Here is a 17,476-nt window from a genome sequence, read left to right as displayed (position 1 = left end):
GCGGGTCCGCCGACTTGACGGATGTACGCGGGTCGGTGTAATTTCGATAGTTGGTGTCTGGCCGGAGGCTCGAACGTGCTGGGCAGTAAGCTTTCCACAACATAAGGAACGGAATATGTACGCGATTGTGAAGGCCGGTGGCCATCAGGAAAAGGTCGAGGTCGGTGACGTCATCCTGGTCAACCGTCTCGATGCGAAGCAGGGCGATACCGTGGAGTTCCCGGTCGCGCTCGTAGTCGACGGCTCCAAGGTCACCCTTGCCGCCAAGGATCTTGCCAAGGTCTCCGTGAAGGGCGAAGTCGTGAACGACGAGGCCAAGGGCCCGAAGATCAACATCATGAAGTACAAGAACAAGACTGGTGTGACCCGTCGTAAGGGCCATCGTCAGAAGCTCAGCCTCGTCAAGATCACTGAGATCGCCTGAGCGTTCTTGAGGACCGAAAGGAATTAGATCATGGCACATAAGAAGGGTGCTTCCAGCTCACGTAACGGGCGCGATTCGCAGCCCCAATACCTCGGTGTGAAGAAGTTCGGCGGCGAGTCCGTGCTCGCCGGCAACATCCTGGTCCGCCAGCGCGGCACCAAGTTCCATCCCGGCCAGAACGTCGGCATGGGCAAGGATCACACCCTGTTCGCGCTCAAGGACGGCAACGTGAAGTTCGGTGTCCGTCGTGACCGCAAGGTTGTTGATATCGTCACCGCCTGACGATGTCTTGAGAAAGCCGCGCCCGTTGTCGGACGCGGCTTTTTTATTGCCCGGCTCAGCTTCGGGCGTATTGCCCGCCTGCCGCCTGAGGTTATCGTCCGATGGCGGTATCCTTGACTATCCCATGAATTTCCCGTCCGTCTTATGCGTTCATCGGCGGTCGGACGACGTAAGGTGACACTATGACAGATTTTGTTGATCGGGTGACCGTCCATGTCAAGGGCGGTGACGGGGGCAATGGCTCCGCCGGTATCCGACGCGAGAAGTACAAGCCGCTTGCCGGTCCGAACGGCGGTAACGGCGGTGACGGCGGTTCCGTGGTGTTTGTGGCTGACGTCAACGCGAACAGCCTGCTGGACTACCGGTTCATTCCGCATCGTACAGCCGGCAACGGCACGATGGGTTTGGGCGATACCAAAGACGGTTCCAAAGGTCAGGATCTGATTCTGCCCGTGCCGGTGGGCACAATGATTTTCACCGCCAAGGGAGCCAAAGGCCAATCCAAGCGTCCCGGCGAGCTGCTGGCTGATCTGCGTCACGCCGGTGACCGGTATGTCGCCGCTTCAGGCGGTGCCGGTGGTCTCGGCAATGCCGCGTTGGCGAACCGTACACGCCGTGCTCCCGGGTTCGCGCTGCTCGGCGAACCGGGTGAGGAGCGCGACGTCGTGCTTGAACTCAAGTCCATCGCCGATGTCGCGTTGGTGGGCTTCCCATCGGCGGGCAAATCCAGCCTGGTCGCGGCGATGAGCGCCGCGAAACCGAAGATCGCGGATTACCCGTTCACCACGCTCGTACCGAATCTCGGCGTGGTGATGGCCGGCGACTACCGGTACACCATCGCCGACGTGCCGGGACTGATTCCGGGCGCGTCCCAAGGCAAGGGTCTGGGTCTTGAATTCCTGCGCCATATTGAACGCACGGAAATCATCGTGCATGTGATCGACTGCGCTACGTTGGAACCGGATCGCGACCCGGTGTCCGATTATCATGCGCTTGAACATGAGCTCGCGCAATACGCGGACAAGCTTGAGCTTCCGGTCGGTGCGATCCCGATTCCTGAACGTCCGCGCATCATCGTGCTCAACAAGGTTGATGTGCCGGAAGCCAAGGAGCTTGCGGAATTCGTGCGCCCGGAGTTCGAACGGATGGGGCTTCGCGTGTTCGAAGTGTCCACCGCCTCGCATGCCGGGCTCAAGGAACTCGGGTATGCGCTCGGCGAGGAAGTCGCCCGTATGCGTAAGGAGGTCGCCCGCCGCGAGCAGGAGCAGCAGGAGGAGCGCGTCGTCATCAAGCCGCTCGAGCGTAAAGGCCGCAGGCGTATCCCGGCTGCCGCCGAACCTGATTTCAAGGTCGAGCGCGAAACGAACCGCAACGGTGACGTGTGGTATACGGTCACCGGAACCAAGCCGGAACGTTGGGTTATGCAAACGAACTTCGACAATGATGAGGCTGTCGGCTATTTGGCTGACCGTCTGGCCAAACTGGGTGTCGAGGATGAGCTTCGCCGTCAGGGTGCGCATGCCGGTGACGAGGTGCGCATCGGTAGGGGAGAGCGGGCAGTCGCCTTCGATTGGGATCCGACCATTGCGGCTGGCGCGGAGATGCTGGACGGCTCCCAGTTGGGTTCGCGCGGCAAGGATCTGCGTCTTGAGGCGAACGACCCGCGTGCCCAGCGTCGTACGAACGCTGAACGTCGTCGTGAATACCATGAGATGATGGACGCTCGCGCAGCCGTGCGTGAAGCCATGATGGCGGAACGCAAAGCAGGCCACTGGGCTGATCCGAGTGTGGACGACGACCGTCACGATCGCCAGAGCCTGTTCGGCCGCGGCGATGCTCCCCAAGGCGAGGGAGACGACGAGGCGGGTCGGCAGAACGGTCAGGAAGCAGGCGAGTGATGACGCAGCCCACGCACGAGAAGGTCAGGCGGGCCATTGCGCAAGCGCAGACGGTGGTGGTCAAAGTCGGTTCAAGTTCGTTGACCATGCCGTCCGGGCATCTTGACCCGGCCAAGCTTGATGCGCTGGTATCGGCGTTGGCGTGTGCCCGTGTACAGGGCGCCCGCATCGTTCTCGTGTCGTCGGGCGCTATCGCCGCCGGATTCGGGCCGCTCGGCTTCGAACAGCGTCCGTCGGATATCGCTACGCAGCAGGCGTGCGCTTCAGTCGGCCAAGGCTTGCTGATGGCCCGCTATGAGGTGTCGTTCAGCCGTTTCGGCATCCGGGTGGGGCAGATTCTCATCACCGCCGAGGATACGATTCGTGTGACGCAATACCATAACGCGCAACGCACGTTGGATCGTCTGCTCGACCTGGGGGTGGTGCCGATCGTCAATGAGAACGACGCGCTAGCCAATAACGAGATCCGTTTCGGAGACAATGACCGCCTGTCCGCACTCGTGGCGAATATCGTGCGTGCGGACGCGCTCGTCCTGCTCACCGATGTGGATGCGCTGTATACCGCGCCTCCCAGCCATCCGGATTCCAAGAAAATCGTGTTCGTTCCTGATGTTGAGCGTGCCTTGGATGAGGTGAAAGTCGCTGATAGCACGTCCGGTGTGGGCACCGGCGGCATGATCACCAAACTCGAAGCCGCGCATATGGCCGCGGTGTCCGGCATTCCGACCGTCTTGACCTGCGCGTCGAATGCCGGCCCCGCCCTGATGGGCGATCCGGTGGGTACCGCTTTCGCCCCGGTCAAACGCCGCGGCTCGTCGCGTCGCCTGTGGATCAAGTTCGCATCCCATCCGCGTGGCGTGCTGGTTGCGGATGCGGGGGCGGCCAAGGCGATTCGCGCCGGACAGGCCAGCCTGCTCAGCGCCGGCGTGGTTGAGGTGCGCGGCGAATTTTCCGCCGGCGACCCCGTATGGGTGGATGACGAATCCGGCAAGCATATCGCCAAAGGCCTGTCTGGATATGATTCCGAGGAAATCCCACGAATGCTCGGCCGCAACACTGTACAATTGCGCCGATTCTTTGGCGATGATTACGCGCATCCGCTCGTGCATCGGGATAATCTCGTCCTGCTGTGACTGCGTGTCGCAGCCGTGAAGCTTTTCGCCCGTGGCGATTACAGTAGAACCCATGACTATGGCTGACTGGCAGAAGCTGAGCGACCGCGTCAACAATGTCGCCCCAAGCGCAACCCTCGCTGTCGATTCGAAGGCGAAGGCGATGAAAGCGCAGGGCGTCGACATCGTGGCATACGGCGCTGGCGAGCCGAATTTTCCCACTCCCGACTACATCGTTGACGCCGCCGCGGCCGCATGCCGCGACCCGAAGAACCACCGGTACACTCCGACGGCAGGTTTGCCTGAACTGCGTGAGGCGATCGCCAAGAAGACGCTGCGTGACTCCGGCTATGAGGTTGCCCCTGACCAAGTCGTGGTCACCAATGGAGGCAAGCAGTCCGTGTACGAGGTCTTCCAGCTGCTGCTCAACCCTGGCGATGAGGTGATTATCCCCGCGCCGTACTGGACCAGCTACCCGGAAGTGGTCAAACTCGCCGGAGGCAAGCCTGTCCCGGTGTTTTCGGGCGCCGACCGGGGCTTCGAACCGGATATCGACCAGATTGAAGCCGCACGCACGGAGCACACGAAAGCCATTATTCTCACGTCGCCGTCCAACCCGACCGGCGCCGTCTGGAGCCGTGAAACCATCAAGGCGATCGGCGAGTGGGCTGTGGAACACCACGTGTGGGTTGTTTCCGACGAGATTTACGAGCATCTCAACTATGACGGCGTGAAAACCGCGTATGTCGGTGCCGAAGTGCCTGAAGTGCGCAATCAACTGCTGGTGCTCAACGGCGTGGCCAAAACGTATGCGATGACCGGCTGGCGTGTCGGCTGGACGATTGCGCCTGCCGAGGTCGCCAAAGCCCAGATCAAGCTGCAAAGCCATATGACGTCCAATGTGGCGAACGTGTCCCAGCGTGCGGCGCTTGCCGCTGTCGCGGGTGACCTGTCCGCCGTGGCGGCGATGCGTGAAGCGTTCGATAAGCGTCGTCAGGCCATCGTCACGGCGCTCAACGAAATTCCGGGTGTGCACTGTCCGATGCCGACCGGCGCGTTCTACGCGTTCGCGAATATCGAGGAGCTGCTGGGCAAGCCGTTGGGTGCCAATGGGTCCATCGCCCATACGTCGCAGGAATTCGCCGCGCTGCTGCTTGACGAAGGCCATGTGGCTGCGGTGCCCGGCGAAGCGTTCGGCGCTCCCGGATATCTGCGTTTCTCCTACGCGCTTTCGGATGAGGATCTCGCCAAAGGGATGCGGTATTTCAAGGAGTGGATCGGCTGATTCAGTCAGCTGAACCGGGTTGTGGTGCCCGGCCGTGGCGTGGGCTGCGGCCGGGCACCGGTCGTTCGCCCCGGTGTGTCGCGCGTTCCGGATGCGCCGATAGGCGTCGAATCCGTGTGGTGTGCGGGCTGCGCGACACACTGGTTTGCCGCGATATAACGCGTGTTGCGCGACCCGATTGGACGAAATCGACGATACCCGCTAAGATGGCCTCTTGGCGGTTTTGCTCAGTCCCGTCGTTTCGATAGAATGAGCAGAGTTCACCTAGGGATGTGGCGCAATTGGTAGCGCAACGGTCTCCAAAACCGTAGGTTGTGGGTTCGAGTCCCGCCGTCCCTGCCAGTTTTTTTGAATGTTCAATAGCCGAGCGAAGGATGGAAATGGCCAAGGCACGAAACGACAAGCCGCGCAAGCCCAATATTTTCATGCGGATTGGCTTGTACATCAAGCAGACATTCAATGAGCTTCGCAAGGTCGTAACCCCTACGGGCAAGGAACTGCTTTCCTGGTCGTTCGCGGTGTTCGTGTTCGTGCTGATCCTGATGGCGCTGGTCACCGCGATGGACTTCGGCTTGGGCAAGCTTGTGCTGCTCATTTTCGGCTGATCCATTGATACGAAGATTAAGTGAGCCACGAAGGTTAAGTAAGCATGGATGATGAAGTAAATCTCGAGAATCTGGATTCGTTGCCAGATGTGGTTTCCGATGAGGATGCCGCTAACGGTGACATTCCTGTCGCACAGCAGGTTCCTGCACCTCAGGCGGATCATCAGGCTGATGAGGCTGAAAAGACGGCCGCCGCTCCCGCGGACGAAGCACTGCAAGGGAACAGCCCGGCTGAAGCGGATGGGGCTGTCGAGACTGATACTGAGGCTCCTACTGAAGATGCCGGTACGAAAGCTGTCGAGGAATTCTCCAAGAGTCTGCGCACTTTGGACGGCAAATGGTATGTCCTGCACACGTATTCAGGCTATGAGAAGCGTGTGAAGACGAATATCGAGTCCCGCGTGCAGAGCTTCGGTCTTGAAGACCAGATCTTCCAGGTGGAAGTGCCGATGGAAGAGGTTGAAAAGCATACGGAAAAGGGCAAGAAGGTCATCACCCGCGTCCGTGTGCCGGGCTATGTGCTGATTCGCATGTGGCCGGACGAGAATGCCCGTCGTATCGTGCGCGAAACCGAGGGTGTAACCGGCTTTGTCGGCCCGACCAAGGAGCCGGCTCCGCTGTCCCGTCAGGAAGTCGTGCAGATGATGGCTCCGATGATCGCTTCCGAAGCGCTCAAGGCAGCCGGTGACAAGCCTGCCGCGGCCAAGAAGCGCAAGCTCGAAGTCTCCTACGCCATCGGTGATCAGGTTACGGTTACGGACGGCCCGTTCGCGACCATGCCGGCCGTGGTGTCCGACATTGAGCCGACCACGCAGAAGCTCACCGTGCTCGTATCCATCTTCGGTCGCGATACGCCGGTCGAGCTTGGTTTCGGCCAGGTTGAGAAGATCAGCTGATTATCGTATACGTGCAAGCGATGGCGGCGATGCCTTATGGTGTCGCCGCCATCGTCGTATTACGGCAACCATCGCCGTTCCGTGTCCGCTGATGCTGGCGTGGCGTCGTTGACGATGTCGAGGCGAGTGAGCATAATAGTGCTGTTTGTGTCTGGAGGGGAGACCCGCTAGCACAGCACAGCAATACCAGTTGCGGGAGGAGACCGCGCCTCGCGTGCGGCGACCGTACATACCGCTTCACAGAAAGAAGAACCAGACAATGGCTCCTAAGAAGAAAGTCACAGCGCTGATCAAGCTTCAGATCCAGGCTGGCAAGGCGAACCCCGCCCCGCCGCTGGGTCCGGCTCTGGGCTCGCATGGCGTCAACATCATGGACTTCTGCAAGGCCTACAACGCGGCCACGCAGGACAAGATGGGCCAGGTCGTCCCTGTCGAGATCACCGTTTACGAAGATCGTTCCTTCACCTTCATCCTCAAGACCCCGCCGGCCGCAGCCCTGCTGAAGAAGGCTGCCGGTATCGACAAGGGCACCGATAACCCGCTGACCCACAAGGTTGGTTCGGTCACCAAGGCACAGGTCCGCGAAATCGCTGAGATCAAGATGCCTGATCTGTCCGCTCGCGACGTCGAGGCCGGCATGAAGATCATCGCAGGTACCGCCCGTTCCATGGGCATCACGGTCACCGACTGAGAGGAGAAGGACAGATGGCTAAGAAGCACTCCAAGAAGTACCGCGAAGCGGCCGAGAAGGTCGATCGCAACAACCTGTACACCGCTCCTGAGGCGATCGCTCTGCTCAAGAGCATGCCGAAGCGTGGTTTCGATGAGACCATCGAAGCCGTGTACCGTCTTAACGTGGACCCGCGCAAGGCCGACCAGCTGGTGCGTGGCGTCGTCAACCTGCCGAACGGCACTGGTAAGACCGCCAAGGTACTCGTGTTCGCCCGTGGCCCGAAGGCCACCGAGGCCACCGAGGCCGGCGCTGACATCGTCGGCGATGACGATCTCGTGCAGAAGGTGCAGGACGGCTTCCTCGATTTCGATGCCGTCGTGGCCACCCCGGACATGATGGGCAAGGTCGGCCGCCTCGGCCGTATCCTCGGCCCGCGTGGCCTCATGCCGAACCCGAAGACCGGCACCGTGACCATGGACGTCACCAAGGCCGTCAAGGATATCAAGGGCGGCAAGATCGAGTTCCGTGTGGACAAGCACGGCAACCTGTCCTTCCTCATCGGCAAGATGTCCTTCGACGAGAAGGCTCTTGACGAGAACTTCAAGGCAGTGGCCGACGAGATCAAGCGTCTCAAGCCGTCCACCGTGAAGGGCCGCTACATCACCAAGGCGACCATCACCTCCACGATGGGCCCCGGCATCCCGCTGGATACTGCGGCGCTCGCCTGATTTCTGGTTCCGTCCGTTAATTCGAGCCTAGGGCGGAACGAGAACGCACAAGCCCCATGGGCACCATATACCGGTGTCCATGGGGCTTTCCCTTTTACTCCGCGTCTTGGAGTATGGGGTATTGGCGGTCGGCCATACGTGCCCGTGGCAGAATCGCGGGGGCTGGTCGTTGCCTGCAGTGCTGTTCCATCCTGTCTGTGCCGTTTCGTTCTGTATGCTGCGACATGCGCAGCAGGGCGTACCGTGCCGGAACTCGGTGGAACGGTGCGGTATCCGGCATCTGGTGTATGCCCGGGCATACACCAGACGGACGTTCTGGCACGCGGAGGGACGAAAACCGTCCATTCCGCATGTGGTGTATGCCACGGCATGCACAATCCGGTGCATCCGTCACCGCGATGTCTGTCGGACCGCACTGCTGCGGGAGAACTCCGCGAATTCCATGATTCGTGGCTGTTCTCCCGCGTTCTGCGGGGGAGATCGCTGCAATTCCGTGCCCCTGCGGATAATCTCCCAACGGAAACGTTGGAATTCCGCGGTTGTTGAATTCGCCCCCGGAAACCGATATCGGGAGAACACCGCTGGATTCGTGTATCCACGCTAAAACTCCCATGGCAATGCGGGAGTTTTCTCGCCGATAGCCGGTTTGTGGGAATTTGCCCGGGAGTTCATCGGGACGCAGGCCCCTACGGCATCAAGTCCCTCGGCGCCCAAGGCTGCCCCGTGCTGCGTGGTACTATGCCCCCGTCATCACACCTACCGCTCACCGTTGTCACGCCACATGCCCGCGTCACGCAGACGCCCCAACGTGATCGCGGTTGACAGGATGTACGCTTCACGCGTGTCGGTCGCGTCCCAGCCGCAGATTTCCGTGGCGCGTTTGAGTCGGTAGCGCACAGTGTTGGGATGCACGCTCAAGGCTCGCGCGGTCGCGTCAAGCGAAGCGCCGGAATCAAGGAAAATACTGACGGTGAGCAGGGTGGGGTCATCCGGATTGTCACCTTTCAGAGCCTCATAAATCGATCCGATCAGCTCATCGCGCGCATCCTCATCACCCATTAGCGCCCGCTCCGGCAGCAGATCCTCAGTGCGCATCGGCTGCGGTACGTCCCGCGTGCATGCACGCATGGCGAACAGCGCATTGATGACGGCCTGGATGGCGTGTGATGCGCCGGATGCGTTCTGCCGCGTAGGGCCAAGACAAATGGGTTCAGCCGGGTCAAAACAAGTTTTCGCAATACCGGCAACCTGGTCGGGACTTGTCTCGTCGTCCACTCGTACAAGGGCAATAAGATGCCCGTCATGCTCGCCGATAAGGCAATCCTGTGGCGTGCCGTCCTGACGGGCGGGAAGCGACGTACGGATGGATGCCGCACATACGGACACGTCATGCTGCGCGGGTGTGCCGGCGATACTGCAGCATATGAAACTGCCCGGCCAGCCGAGCAGATGCATCAGGGACACGATCCGCTCGTCGTCGATACCTTCAGCCAGACAGGCGAATACGATGGATTCGAGCAGTGTCCGCGCGTCAGTAGGGCCGGGGGACAGCGTGTGTGGCGAATCCTTGTGAGCGTCGGCCGTATCGGCCACGGTATTGGATGCAGACCGGCCTGCCGCTGCGGTATGGGCGCGGTCAAGCACGTCATCGCCGAGCATAGCGGCGAGCCGTACCATAAGCAGGTCGAGCAGATCCTTGCGTTCGCCGCCCGAACCGGCATGTACGGAAGATGAGACCATGGGGTCCAGCCTAGTTCCGTGCCTTCACCGTGTCACGGGCAGGTTCACCGCCAGTGGTGGCGTGTCTGGACTCCTGCTCGACAGCGGTGCCGCCGACGCGGCGTGATTCACGCCAGTAGGTCAGCAGCAGGAAGCAGAACACGAAGGTGACCGGCAGCATATGGCGTTCGAAATTATTGGCCGGCGAGGTGACCATCACGCCCATGAGCAGCAGCAGCGGCATATGCCAGGCGAGCGTGCGCCACCGCCGGCGCAGGACTTCAGCCGCGCCGATAAGCAAGGTGACAATGACATAGAAATTGCCGTGCGTAACCCATCCGAGTACGGGGATGTTGCTCCAATCGCGGGCGAATTTTGCGATGTCATGCCGCCATTGCTGCTGCCATTTCCCGATCCACGCGGTATTGTCCACATAGTCGCTGGTCACGTAATAGTCCATGGACACGTAAGGCAGGTCCGCAACGTCGAAATACCCGAAACATTCGGCAAGGAACGCGTCCAACGCGATGACGGGATTGGCTCGTACAATCTGCCACCATGCGCTGTTGAAATCAGCCATATCCTCTTTGGTGACCGACCTCCACTTGTAACTGACTTTTTTGGATTGGATACCTGAGGATTTCACCGGGTCGGCGTCCTGCTGGAAGTAGGATTCCCCCATTTGGTCGAGATTGAAAATCGGGGCGAGTTTGGCCGCCGCGTCCTTGGGGATGCCGGTCGGATTGAGTTTGGCGACACGCGCGATCTGCTGCAATTGGATGCCGCGGCTCTCAATCGGATCACCGTTGATGACGCTGCCGGAAGCGACTAGCATCATCAGTCCGCCATGCATAATCACGGCTGGCAGCAGCAGGATGGCGATATAGGTTTTCCACCGTTTGCGATCGGCGACAAGCATGATGATGGTCTGCGCGAGCAGAATATACCACGCGTATTTCGCGCTGATCAGCATAACGCAGGCGCTGACGATACCGGCGATGAACGTGTTGCGCGGCAGCCGCCGGGGTTTCCCATCCTGCGTGGCGCGGGTCATATGCAGCTGGTAGACGATGCCGAACCACCAGACGAACGCGAACGCGAACAATGGTGATTTGGTCAGGCTGATGGTGGCGAACACCGGAATCGGGCACACCAGGAAGAACAGGATGGTCAGTACGCGGGGCCATACGCCGGCACGCGTGGCGGCATGTGGATAGTCTTGCGCAGTGCTGTCAGGCTCGCTTGGTGGTATGTCAGCCTTGGTATCATCCGCAATCCACGGCAGGTTGAAGAAACGATGCATGGTCGCCGCACAGCAGAATACGGCGAACAGGAACTGGAGTGCGGACAGCAGCACATAGCCGGCGTCATTCGAACCGGTGAAATAGCGTGACGCGGCGGCGACCGCCCCATAGACCACGGTGAGTACGAGATTATGCTGGTCGGTCAGATACGTCGGGTTTTGCGGCCACAGGTAGTGCGCGGTCGGGTAGATATCCATCGGGACGAAAGCGAAGAACCCAGTGTACGGCTGTTGCAAGCCGGTCCACTGGTTCCACGCCCAACTGAATTCGCGGGTCTGCGAGCGGATATCCGCGCCGAACGCGGACAACAGGGTGGTCGGCACCCATAGCCATCCGATGAACAGGATCAGCGCCAAACCAAGCCAACTGCTCGTGCATCGCATGATGATGCGCGGGGCGGCTATACGTATAGTACGCCAACCACGTGCGACGATTGTGGCGACACGGGTTGATGCGAAACGGTGCCAGCCGCGCGCCATCGCCCGCAGCAGGGTGCCTAGACGTTGGAACCGGCGGCGTGAGCCGAGAGTACGGAGCGCAGTTGCGATACGGCGCAATGGGGTGTGTATTGCCGGCGGCAGTGGCGGCAACCCGCCTCCCACGCGGACCAAGGCCAGCAGAATCAGTGTGTAGATGCCTGCGGCGACGAGGAAAAACAGGGTGTTGGTGCCCTTCCAGTCGGCGATACCGCCGCCGAACCAGTAGCATGGGCCGACTGCTGTGCAAAAACTCAACCACAGCACGGCGAGTACGGCGAGCGCCAATCGGGCGATATGCCCGACGCGTTCCAGGTGTCGATGCTGGGCGCCGCGGGATGAGCGAGATGAATGGGTACGGCTGTTGCCGTGCGCGATGCTGGGCGAAACCGACTGGTCGGGCTGCGCGTGCGGCGTGGTCTGGTTTGTCGTGGTTCGCGTGGCTTCAGTCATGCTTGAGCATTGTAGTCTGATGCAAGGAGTCGTCCGGAGTGGTTCGACGGTGGGGGAGGACTTGGCTGGGGCTGGGGCTGGGTGCTGTTGTGTGAGGATTGGTTCACAAACCGGCATCGCGGATACCGGTTCGCGGTTCCAGCCGTCTGTCGTGTGGACCATCCGGCGCGTACATCCGCGGTTTCGATCGTATCGGCGTTAGGCTGGGAGTCATGGAGTTTGATAAACAGGGGACGATTCCACGCATGCCGCGGACCGAGCAGGAGTCTGACCGGCTGATCGCATTGGCCGAGGTGGATTCGACGAACACGCTTGCCGGCGAGATGCTCGCCGATGGGCGGATCGGGGGCGACCCGGCGGATGACGGGAAGATCACGGTGATTGCGGCGGACTACCAGACCGGCGGGCACGGACGGCTTGGGCGTGCGTGGGTGAACCGGCCGGGAGAGTCGTTCACGGTGTCGTTCGTCACGGTGATGCCTCGGCAGGTGGTCGCTGACGAGACCGTCAACGGATGGCTGCCGACATTGGCGGGATTGGCCTCCTTGGACGCAATCAGAAGTACCGTCCGCGCTTGCGGTGCCAGTCCGCGTCGGCAGGATTGCTCGCTGGCCATCAAATGGCCGAATGACATCTTCTGCCATGGTTTGAAGCTTGGCGGGATTCTCGTCCAGCTGGTGCCGCTTGACACGCAGCGTGTGGGCGTGATCATCGGCATCGGTATCAATCTTGCGTTGCGCGCGGAAAGCCTGCCGACCCCGCAATCCACCTCGCTGCAACTGCATGTCGATCCGTTGCCGGACGCGCAGGTGGTGCGCGATATGCTCGCGGCGGACCTGACAGCCGGCCTGCGAAATCGGATCGCACAGTTTGTTCAGGACAGCCACGGGTATGCCGGCCAGTTGCTTGACGAGACCGAGCGGTTGAGTTGGACGCTCGGCCGGCGTGTCCAAGCGCGATTGGTTGGCGGCGACGCGCTTGAGGGGCGTGCCGTGCGCATCAATCCTGACGCTTCGCTTGCCATCGTGGATGATGACGGTGCCAAACATACGGTCACGACCGGTGACGTCGGCGTGCTCGCCTGAGCGCGTCCGACGCGTTCATTGACGGATTCGCGGATACTGCGGAACATGCAGAAGGCCGCCGCCCACAATCATGGGACGGCGGCCTTCCGCTATCGACTGGTGCGACTAGTGCGTACGGTCGTTATTTGGCGTTATTCGACGTTCGTCGTCGTTACTTCGCATCACGGGCGATGTATGAGGACAGCCCGCTGACGGCTGCGGAGGCGACAACTGCCTTGAGCAGGTCACCGCCGGCGAAGCCGAGCGAGGCGAGCGCCACAGCGCTCAGGGGAACATGCGTGAGCATCGCCTGGATGCTTACACCGAAGGCGTACACGACAACCACGCAGCCGACCAGCGAGGCGCCGAAATACCTCACGGCGGTCAGCCAGTAGGCGCGTGCACCCGTGCTGCGTGCCTTGCCCTTGAGCAGGGACGTGACGATGGCACCCGGCAGGAAGCCGAACAGGAAGCCGGCACTCGGGCCGACCAGCGCCAGCGTGGACATGCCGCCAGAGAACACAGGCAGGCCGGCGGCTCCGGCGAGCAGATACAACACGACCGCGCCGCCGGCTTCGCGCCAATCAAGACTCAAGGCGGCGAGCATGAGCACGAAGGTCTGCAAGGTGATGGCGACCGGCGTGCCGGGAATCGGAATGCGCCCGGCGGCTGCTGCAGCCCACAGGAGCAGTGCGAACAGCAGGGACACGCCTGCTGATTGCAGCAGGCGGCGTGCGGTGGTCGAAGTCGTGACGGAAACCGTGGCTGATGGTGTGGTAGGTGATGACATGGAAGCCCTTTCTTTCCAATGCGCCCTGACTGGGCGTGCAGGGCATCATTGTATGGGCGCGGTTGTGCGTCTCCATGTCGTCCAAGTATCGCCTCGGTTGCGTTACAGACGCAACAATGGCGGAATACCGCCGAAAATCGCAAGCCAACTTACGGTGACGTTTGTGGAGGGTTACAAAAAGATCGCGGATTCTTTGTCGTCCATGCCCCCGTCCCGCTCAAGCTTCGCGTCATAGCTTGGAAAGCATGGTCAATACTGTCAGCAAACTTCTGGTGGCGAACCGCGGCGAAATCGCGCTGCGCGTCGTGCGCACCGCCCGGGAAATGGGCATTCGCACGGTCGCTGTGTACGCCGAACAGGATCGTGACGAACAATACGTCCAGATGGCGGATGAGGCGTATCTGCTGCCCGGCGACACCTACCGTGACACGTATCTCAACGAGGATCTGCTGATCGGCATCCTGCACAGGAGCGGTGCCGACGCGGTGCACCCCGGCTACGGGTTCCTCTCTGAAGTCCCGTCATTCGCAACCAAGGTGCGTGAGACCGGAGCCGTCTGGGTCGGTCCCGATCCGAAAGCCCTGGTTGATCTGGGTGACAAGATCACGGCCCGCCGGGTTGCCGCCCGCGCGAAAGTCCCGCCGGTCCCCGGTATTTCCGAACCGGTGCGTGACATGCGTGAGCTGCTTGATTTCGCGCAGACGCACGGCTATCCGATTATGATGAAGCGCACGGATGGCGGTGGCGGCCGCGGCATCACCATCGTGCACAACGATGACGAGCTGCGCAGCTTCTATTTGAGTCATGACGCGCTCCAAGGCGGTGATTTGGACGAGTATTTTGTCGAACGGTTCATCGACAAGGCGCGTCATGTGGAAACCCAGTGCGGGCGGGACAGCCACGGCGATTTCGTCGTGTATTCGACGCGTGACTGCTCGGTGCAGCGCCGGAACCAGAAACTCGTCGAAGAAGCTCCCGCCCCCTTCCTGCCCCCGAAAGCGCTTGAAGCGTTGGAACGCTACTCTCGCGGCCTGTTCGAGGCGGTGGATTACGTTGGGCTTGGCACTTGCGAGTTCATGCTCACCGAGCAAGGCAAAGTGTATTTCCTGGAAGTCAACCCGCGGTTGCAGGTCGAGCATACGGTCAGTGAGCAGGTATGCGGATTGGATTTGGTGCGCGAACAGCTGACCATCGCTGCAGGCGGGCATCTGACCCACCCGGAGAGCATCCGCGGACATAGCTTCGAGCTGCGCATCACCTGTGAGGACCCTGCGACGAACCTGACACCGAGTTCAGGCACGCTCACCGGATTGCAATGGCCGGCCGGTCCGGGAATCCGCGTGGATTCCGGAGTCAAGGCGGGGGACACGATCTCGCCGAAATTCGATTCCCTGATGGGCAAGCTCGTCGTCACCGCGCAGAATCGCGCGACTGCGGTCGCCCGCGTGCGACGGGCGCTCGGCGAGCTGCGTATTGAAGGCGTGCCGTCGCCGGTGAGCCTGTTCGAGCAGATCTTCGACGATCCTGAGTTCACTGCCGAACAGCATCCGTTCAGCGTATCCACCAAATGGCTGGAGCGCAAGTATCTCAACCGTGAGCCGGCGGCCGCCGGTGCCGGTCAGCCCGCTTCACTCGCCGGCGCTTCCAGCGAAAAGCCTGCCGCCAGCGATTCCTTCTTCATCGAAGTCAATGACAAGCGGGTCAAACTCACTGTCCCCCAGACGATTGTCGATGGGCTGACGGGTGCCGCCCGCGTGCGGTCCGCGCGGCGTGCCACCCAGCCGTTGCGCGGTCAAGGCTTGCACGATATCGGCAAGCCGAAGGTGGATGACGGGGCGAAAAGCGGCATCATCTCCTCGCCGATGCAGGCGATCGTCACCCGCGTCAACGTGGCGGAAGACCAGAGCGTCACCAAGGGCGACCTGTTGGTCGTGCTTGAATCCATGAAGATGGAGAACTACGTGTACGCGCCGGTCAACGGCACGGTCAAGAAAATCTGCGTCGGTCCCGCGGACGGTGTTGACGGCGGGCAGACGCTTGTCGAGCTTGATATCCACGCCGCCGAAGGCGCACAAGCGGCATCCGCGGCATCGGCGGGCGAAGGCCAGGGCACGGAAGGAGACCGGCAATGACCAGTACCATCAGCGCACCGCAATCATCAGTGCAGCCGGCGAACACCACGGCGCAAGACGCGACCCAGCCGATCCGCCCGGCGGTGGGACGGGCCGCCGAACTTGCGCGCACCGCCGAAGAGCATGCTCGCGAACGCCAGCATGCGAAAGGCAAAGGCACGGCTCGCGAGCGCCTCGACCTGCTGTTCGACGCGGACAGCTTCCAGGAAATCGGCCGGTTTGTCGGCGGCGACATCAACAAGGGGGTGGCGGGTTCGGCCGTTATCACCGGGTTCGGCAAAGTGTATGGCCGCACGGTCGCCGTGTACGCGCAGGATTTTTCCGTGCGCGGCGGCACACTCGGCGTGGCCGAGGGCGAGAAGATCTGCCATCTCATGGATATGGCGATCAGCCTCAAAGTGCCGATTGTCGCGCTCATCGACTCTGGTGGCGCGCGCATCCAGGAGGGTGTTGCGGCGCTGAGCCAGTATGGTCGGATCTTCAAGAAAACCTGCGAGGCAAGCGGTTTCGTCCCGCAGATCTCGATCATTCTCGGCCCGTGCGCAGGCGGCGCCGTGTATTGCCCGGCGCTGACCGATCTGATCATCATGACGCGCGAGAACTCCGACATGTTCGTCACCGGTCCGAACGTGGTCAAAGCATCCACCGGTGAGATGATCAGTATGGCGGATTTGGGCGGCGGCTACGTGCATAACGTGGTTTCCGGCGTTGCCCACTATCTTGGTGAGGATGAGGCGGATGCGATCGACTACGCGCGCACCGTGCTCGCGTACCTGCCGTCGAACTGCCAGTCGGAGCCTCCCGTGTTCGCCTACGCGTCCACCCACGCCGACCAGGCGGCCGCCGCACGTATCGCTTCCATCGTGCCGGATAACGACCGTCAACCGTATGACATGCTTGATGTCATCCACTGTATCGTCGACTATGGCGAGTTCGTGCAGGTGCAGGAACTGTACGCGAAATCCGCGGTGGTCGGTTTCGCCTGCATTGAAGGCCATCCGGTCGGTATCGTCGCCAACCAGCCGAATGTGCTCGCCGGCATCCTCGATGTCGAGTCCTCCGAGAAGGTCGCGCGTTTCGTGCGGTTGTGCGACGCGTTCAACTTGCCGGTCGTTACGCTTGTGGACACGCCGGGATACAAACCGGGCAGCGACCAGGAGCATGCGGGTATCATCCGCCGCGGCGCGAAAGTGATTTACGCGTACGCGAATGCACAAGTGCCGATGGTGACGGTGATCCTGCGCAAGGCCTTCGGCGGCGCATACATCGTCATGGGTTCCAAGGCGATCGGCGCGGATGTGAACCTCGCCTGGCCGTCCAGCCAGATTGCGGTGCTCGGTGCCCAGGGCGCGGTCAACATCATCCACCGCAAGGACCTACAGAAAGCCAAGGAACGCGGGCAGGACGTGGAGGCGCTGCGCGCCAAGTACGTCGCCGACTATCAGACCACGACCGTCAACGCGAATCTTGCGATGGAAACCGGGCAGATCGACGCGATGATCGACCCCGAGCAGACCAGGGACGCGATCGCCGGGGTCCTGCGCACTTTCGCCGGCAAGCGTCGCTTCCGGCCGGTGGAGAAGCATCACGGCAATCAGCCGATGTAAGCGCTTCCAACCGTCAAGCTCATCAATC

Annotated in this window: 14 protein-coding genes, 1 tRNA gene and 1 pseudogene; 13 read left to right on the top strand and 3 right to left on the bottom strand. The window is 61.4% G+C overall.

Annotation, left to right across the window (positions count from 1 at the left end; genetic code table 11):
• The first annotated feature begins 115 nt into the window (after positions 1 to 115).
• From rplU to rplA, 10 genes and pseudogenes are all read left to right on the top strand, one after another.
• A complete protein-coding gene (rplU, locus tag BBOU_RS07875) occupies positions 116 to 424 on the top strand; it encodes a 50S ribosomal protein L21 (RefSeq protein ID WP_015451052.1) in 309 nt (102 codons plus the stop codon).
• Positions 425 to 454: 30 nt separating this feature from the next.
• Positions 455 to 706 (top strand): 50S ribosomal protein L27, encoded by a 252-nt coding sequence (rpmA, locus tag BBOU_RS07870; RefSeq protein ID WP_026503168.1) that lies wholly within the window; start codon positions 455 to 457, stop codon positions 704 to 706.
• A 182-nt stretch (positions 707 to 888) separates the two neighbouring features.
• Positions 889 to 2,604: a GTPase ObgE gene (gene obgE / locus BBOU_RS07865; RefSeq protein WP_026503167.1), complete on the top strand. Its 1,716-nt coding sequence runs from the start codon at positions 889 to 891 to the stop codon at positions 2,602 to 2,604.
• Entirely contained in the window at positions 2,604 to 3,737 is a 1,134-nt protein-coding gene (gene proB, locus BBOU_RS07860; RefSeq protein WP_026503166.1) for a glutamate 5-kinase, read from the top strand. The genes obgE and proB overlap by 1 nt, the downstream gene beginning before the upstream one ends.
• A 58-nt stretch (positions 3,738 to 3,795) precedes the next feature.
• Positions 3,796 to 5,001, top strand: a complete 1,206-nt coding sequence (locus BBOU_RS07855) for a pyridoxal phosphate-dependent aminotransferase (protein ID WP_026503165.1) — start codon at positions 3,796 to 3,798, stop codon at positions 4,999 to 5,001.
• A 266-nt stretch (positions 5,002 to 5,267) separates the two neighbouring features.
• Positions 5,268 to 5,343 (top strand) — tRNA-Trp (locus BBOU_RS07850).
• Between the two features lie 38 nt (positions 5,344 to 5,381).
• Positions 5,382 to 5,606 (top strand): preprotein translocase subunit SecE, encoded by a 225-nt coding sequence (gene secE, locus BBOU_RS07845; protein WP_026503164.1) that lies wholly within the window; start codon positions 5,382 to 5,384, stop codon positions 5,604 to 5,606.
• Between the two features lie 272 nt (positions 5,607 to 5,878).
• Positions 5,879 to 6,502: pseudogene (gene nusG / locus BBOU_RS07840) on the top strand (transcription termination/antitermination protein NusG); the annotation flags it as partial.
• Between the two features lie 259 nt (positions 6,503 to 6,761).
• The gene (gene rplK / locus BBOU_RS07835; protein ID WP_026503162.1) at positions 6,762 to 7,193 is read left to right on the top strand and encodes a 50S ribosomal protein L11; all 432 of its coding nucleotides are present in this window, start codon (positions 6,762 to 6,764) and stop codon (positions 7,191 to 7,193) included.
• Between the two features lie 14 nt (positions 7,194 to 7,207).
• Positions 7,208 to 7,903, top strand: coding sequence for a 50S ribosomal protein L1 (gene rplA, locus BBOU_RS07830; RefSeq protein WP_026503161.1), 696 nt, complete (start codon positions 7,208 to 7,210; stop codon positions 7,901 to 7,903).
• A 756-nt stretch (positions 7,904 to 8,659) separates the two neighbouring features.
• Here the strand turns inward: rplA and BBOU_RS07825 are convergent.
• Together BBOU_RS07825 and BBOU_RS07820 are read right to left on the bottom strand one after the other, a co-directional pair.
• On the bottom strand, positions 8,660 to 9,643 hold the full coding sequence (locus BBOU_RS07825; RefSeq protein ID WP_051616831.1) for a PucR family transcriptional regulator: 984 nt from the start codon (positions 9,641 to 9,643) through the stop codon (positions 8,660 to 8,662).
• Between the two features lie 10 nt (positions 9,644 to 9,653).
• The gene (locus tag BBOU_RS07820; protein ID WP_238552155.1) at positions 9,654 to 11,855 is read right to left on the bottom strand and encodes a DUF6020 family protein; all 2,202 of its coding nucleotides are present in this window, start codon (positions 11,853 to 11,855) and stop codon (positions 9,654 to 9,656) included.
• A 212-nt stretch (positions 11,856 to 12,067) separates the two neighbouring features.
• Between BBOU_RS07820 and BBOU_RS07815 the strand changes: the two genes are divergently transcribed.
• Positions 12,068 to 12,940 (top strand): biotin--[acetyl-CoA-carboxylase] ligase, encoded by an 873-nt coding sequence (locus BBOU_RS07815; protein ID WP_026503159.1) that lies wholly within the window; start codon positions 12,068 to 12,070, stop codon positions 12,938 to 12,940.
• A 151-nt stretch (positions 12,941 to 13,091) separates the two neighbouring features.
• Here the strand turns inward: BBOU_RS07815 and BBOU_RS07810 are convergent, their stop codons facing one another.
• Positions 13,092 to 13,709 (bottom strand): biotin transporter BioY, encoded by a 618-nt coding sequence (locus BBOU_RS07810; RefSeq protein WP_026503158.1) that lies wholly within the window; start codon positions 13,707 to 13,709, stop codon positions 13,092 to 13,094.
• Between the two features lie 245 nt (positions 13,710 to 13,954).
• On the opposite strand from BBOU_RS07810, the gene BBOU_RS07805 reads away from it, so the two are divergent.
• A complete protein-coding gene (locus BBOU_RS07805; protein ID WP_026503157.1) occupies positions 13,955 to 15,841 on the top strand; it encodes an acetyl/propionyl/methylcrotonyl-CoA carboxylase subunit alpha in 1,887 nt (628 codons plus the stop codon).
• On the top strand, positions 15,838 to 17,448 hold the full coding sequence (locus BBOU_RS07800) for an acyl-CoA carboxylase subunit beta (RefSeq protein WP_026503156.1): 1,611 nt from the start codon (positions 15,838 to 15,840) through the stop codon (positions 17,446 to 17,448). The genes BBOU_RS07805 and BBOU_RS07800 overlap by 4 nt, the downstream gene beginning before the upstream one ends.
• Positions 17,449 to 17,476 lie beyond the last annotated feature (28 nt).

This window comes from Bifidobacterium boum, from assembly GCF_000741535.1.
Lineage (GTDB): Bacteria > Actinomycetota > Actinomycetes > Actinomycetales > Bifidobacteriaceae > Bifidobacterium > Bifidobacterium boum.
This window is presented reverse-complemented; position numbering and strand designations above follow the sequence as displayed.

Bases quoted from the DNA above. Each gene is read 5' to 3' on its own strand.
- rplU (WP_015451052.1), top strand. From the start codon at position 116: ATGTACGCGATTGTGAAGGCCGGTGGCCATCAGGAAAAGGTCGAGGTC.
- rpmA (WP_026503168.1), top strand. From the start codon at position 455: ATGGCACATAAGAAGGGTGCTTCCAGCTCACGTAACGGGCGCGATTCG.
- obgE (WP_026503167.1), top strand. From the start codon at position 889: ATGACAGATTTTGTTGATCGGGTGACCGTCCATGTCAAGGGCGGTGAC.
- proB (WP_026503166.1), top strand. From the start codon at position 2,604: ATGACGCAGCCCACGCACGAGAAGGTCAGGCGGGCCATTGCGCAAGCG.
- BBOU_RS07855 (WP_026503165.1), top strand. From the start codon at position 3,796: ATGGCTGACTGGCAGAAGCTGAGCGACCGCGTCAACAATGTCGCCCCA.
- secE (WP_026503164.1), top strand. From the start codon at position 5,382: ATGGCCAAGGCACGAAACGACAAGCCGCGCAAGCCCAATATTTTCATG.
- rplK (WP_026503162.1), top strand. From the start codon at position 6,762: ATGGCTCCTAAGAAGAAAGTCACAGCGCTGATCAAGCTTCAGATCCAG.
- rplA (WP_026503161.1), top strand. From the start codon at position 7,208: ATGGCTAAGAAGCACTCCAAGAAGTACCGCGAAGCGGCCGAGAAGGTC.
- BBOU_RS07825 (WP_051616831.1), bottom strand. From the start codon at position 9,643: ATGGTCTCATCTTCCGTACATGCCGGTTCGGGCGGCGAACGCAAGGAT.
- BBOU_RS07820 (WP_238552155.1), bottom strand. From the start codon at position 11,855: ATGACTGAAGCCACGCGAACCACGACAAACCAGACCACGCCGCACGCG.
- BBOU_RS07815 (WP_026503159.1), top strand. From the start codon at position 12,068: ATGGAGTTTGATAAACAGGGGACGATTCCACGCATGCCGCGGACCGAG.
- BBOU_RS07810 (WP_026503158.1), bottom strand. From the start codon at position 13,709: ATGTCATCACCTACCACACCATCAGCCACGGTTTCCGTCACGACTTCG.
- BBOU_RS07805 (WP_026503157.1), top strand. From the start codon at position 13,955: ATGGTCAATACTGTCAGCAAACTTCTGGTGGCGAACCGCGGCGAAATC.
- BBOU_RS07800 (WP_026503156.1), top strand. From the start codon at position 15,838: ATGACCAGTACCATCAGCGCACCGCAATCATCAGTGCAGCCGGCGAAC.